This is a genomic window from Mycobacterium sp. E2462 (assembly GCF_001672685.1).
GTDB lineage: Bacteria > Actinomycetota > Actinomycetes > Mycobacteriales > Mycobacteriaceae > Mycobacterium.
The window spans coordinates 1-2,612 of the sequence record NZ_LZKC01000372.1 but is presented as its reverse complement, the minus strand read 5'-3'; the positions used below and the strand labels follow the sequence as shown (position 1 = coordinate 2,612).

Genomic DNA, 2,612 nt, shown 5'->3' with positions numbered 1-2,612 from the left:
GGCGGCCAATGCTGGCGCCACATGAACACGACGCTGCTTTCCCTGGCCGACGGGGCTGACCTGATCTTCGCTGGCCAGAGCTACCAGGAACCCGCAGCGAACGTTGCCGAGTATTACGACCTCCCGTTGGCCACCCTGCACCACGTCCCGATGCGGCCCAACGGGCAGGTGGTGTCTTTGCTTCCCGCGCCATTGGCGCGGTCGTCGATGGTGGGGTTCGACTGGTTCTGTTGGCGCCTGAACAAGAAGGTCGAGGACGCCCAACGCCGCGAGCTGGGTCTGCCGAAGGCGACGGGGCCGTCGCCCCGGCGAATCATCGAACGGCGGTCGCTGGAAATTCAGGCCTACGACGAGGTGTGCTTCCCGGGCTTGGCCGACGAGTGGGCCGACTGGCGTGACCAGCGACCGTTCGTCGGCACGTTGACGATGCAGCTGGCCACCGGCGCCGATGACGAGGTCGCGTCGTGGATTGCCGCCGGTACCCCGCCGATCTGTTTCGGATTCGGCAGCATGCCCGTGGCATCCCCGGCCGCGACGGTGGAAATGATCGGCGCCGCGTGCGCCGAGCTGGGGGAGCGGGCGTTGATCTGCGCCGGCTACAGCGATTTCAGCAGTGCGCCGTCTTTCGAGCACGTGAAGGTGGTGGGAGCGGTCAATTACGCGGCGATCTTCCCGGTCTGCCGCGCGGTCGTCCACCACGGCGGTTCAGGCACCACGGCCGCCAGCATGCGCGCGGGCGTTCCCACCGTGATCCTGTCCATGGACGCCAACCAGACCATTTGGGGAGCGCAGCTCAAACGCTTGAAAGTCGGGACGACGCGGCGCTTTTCGGCGACGACCCGGAAAACCCTCACCGCCGACCTGCGCCGGGTGCTGGCGCCGGATTACGCGGTGCGCGCCCGGCAGATCGCCAGCCACATGACCAAGCCCGCCGACAGCGTCCGCAAGGCCGCCGATCTCGTCGAGAATTTCGCCCGAGCGCGCAGCCGCGCCTGAGCGGGTCCGCAAGCGCCGGGGAAAATATGCCCCGAAAAGCGTCGGTAAATTGCGCTTTTCGGAGCCATCTGTGGCGGATACGAAATCGCGCGGTTTCCAAAGACACGCCGACGGTCCTCTGGCACAATGTATCCTCAGCCGACGATGCCTGCGCTGCTCGAAGGTCGTCACAGTGCTACGGTCCGGGGGAAAGGCCGATGACATTGGCTTTGCCAGAATTCACCACACCGCTACTGCGATGTAATTCATTTTCGTTGCAATCGCCGAAGGCGTTGCATCGCCGTTCCGCCTTTTCCTCTAGGAAAGCGCATTGGCCAGCGATGATCTGCAATTCGCAGGCCACCGGCGACTCGCCGAAGTTGCCCATGCTGACGGAGAGTGATTAAGGTTACGGTCGCGATGAAATTTGCTGTGGCGAGCTATGGAACGCGTGGCGACATCGAGCCGTGCCTCACCATCGGTCGTGAACTGATGCGCAGGGGCCACGAGGTGCGCATGGCCGTCCCGCCGAACCTGGTGGAGCTGGCGCAGAAGGCCGGTCTCCCGGCGATCGCCTACGGCCCCGATATGCACGACTTCTGGAGCGACGAATTCATCCGTGACTTTCGGAAGAATTTCGTGCGCAACCCGATCAAGCTGATCCGCGATGCGTGGGAGCCCGTGCTGCGGAATTGGCAGGAGATGAGCGCGTCGCTGATGTCGGTGGGGGCGGGAGCCGACCTCATCTTCAGCGGCCAGCTCTACCAGGATCTCGCCGTGAATGTCGCTGATTACTACGGCATTCCGATGGCCACCCTGCACTACATTCCGATGCGGCCCAACGGTCAACTGATCCCACGAATGCCCAAGCCGTTGGTGCGCACCGGCATGAGCGTCTACGACTGGATGTGCTGGCGCATGAACAAGCGGGCCGAAGACCGGCAACGCCGCGACCTCGGGCTGGCCACCGCGACCGTCGCGTCGCCCCGGCGGATCGCCGAACGCGGTTCCTTGGAAATTCAGGCCTACGATGACGTGTGCTTCCCCGGCCTCGCCGAGGAGTGGGCGAAATGGGGCGGCCAGCGGCCCTTCGTCGGTTCGCTGACAATGGAATTGACGACCGACTCCGACGACGAGGTGCTGTCGTGGATCGCGCAGGGCACGCCGCCGATCTGCTTCGGCTTCGGCAGCATGCCCGTCGCCGAGTCGCCCGCCGATACCGTGGCCATGATCGCCTCCGCCTGCGCGGAATTGGGGGAGCGGGCGCTGATCTGCTTCGGCGGCACCGACTTCACCGGCGTCACACCCCGACCACGTCAAGCTGGTCGGCATCGTCAACTACGCCGCCGTGTTTCCCCTGTGCCGTGCCGTCGTCCACCATGGCGGCTCGGGCACCACCGCCGCGAGTCTGCGCGCAGGAATCCCCACCCTGGTGCTGTGGAGCTCTGCCGATCAGCCGTATTGGGGCGCCCAGGTCAAACGTCTCAAAGTCGGCACCTCGCGCCGGTTCTCGGCGAGCACCGGCGCGACCCTGGTCACCGACCTGCGCCGCATCGTGCAGCCCGCCTACGCCGAGCGGGCCCGGCAGCTTGCCACCCGGATGACCGCACCGGCCCAAAGCGCCGCCGCGGCGGCCG

2 protein-coding genes and 1 pseudogene are annotated in these 2,612 nt (G+C 65.8%); 2 read left to right on the top strand and 1 reads right to left on the bottom strand.

Annotated features, from left to right (window positions below; genetic code table 11):
* Window positions 1-996: glycosyltransferase (locus A5714_RS19595; protein ID WP_068288006.1), on the top strand; the 996-nt coding region annotated here is incomplete at its 5' end.
* Between the two features lie 175 nt (window positions 997-1,171).
* On the opposite strand, the gene A5714_RS26235 is transcribed toward A5714_RS19595, so the two are convergent.
* A complete protein-coding gene (locus tag A5714_RS26235; protein WP_156747270.1) occupies window positions 1,172-1,363 on the bottom strand; it encodes a hypothetical protein in 192 nt (63 codons plus the stop codon).
* 32 nt (window positions 1,364-1,395) lie between these two features.
* On the opposite strand from A5714_RS26235, the pseudogene A5714_RS19590 reads away from it, so the two are divergent.
* A pseudogene (locus tag A5714_RS19590) lies at window positions 1,396-2,612 on the top strand (glycosyltransferase); the annotation flags it as partial.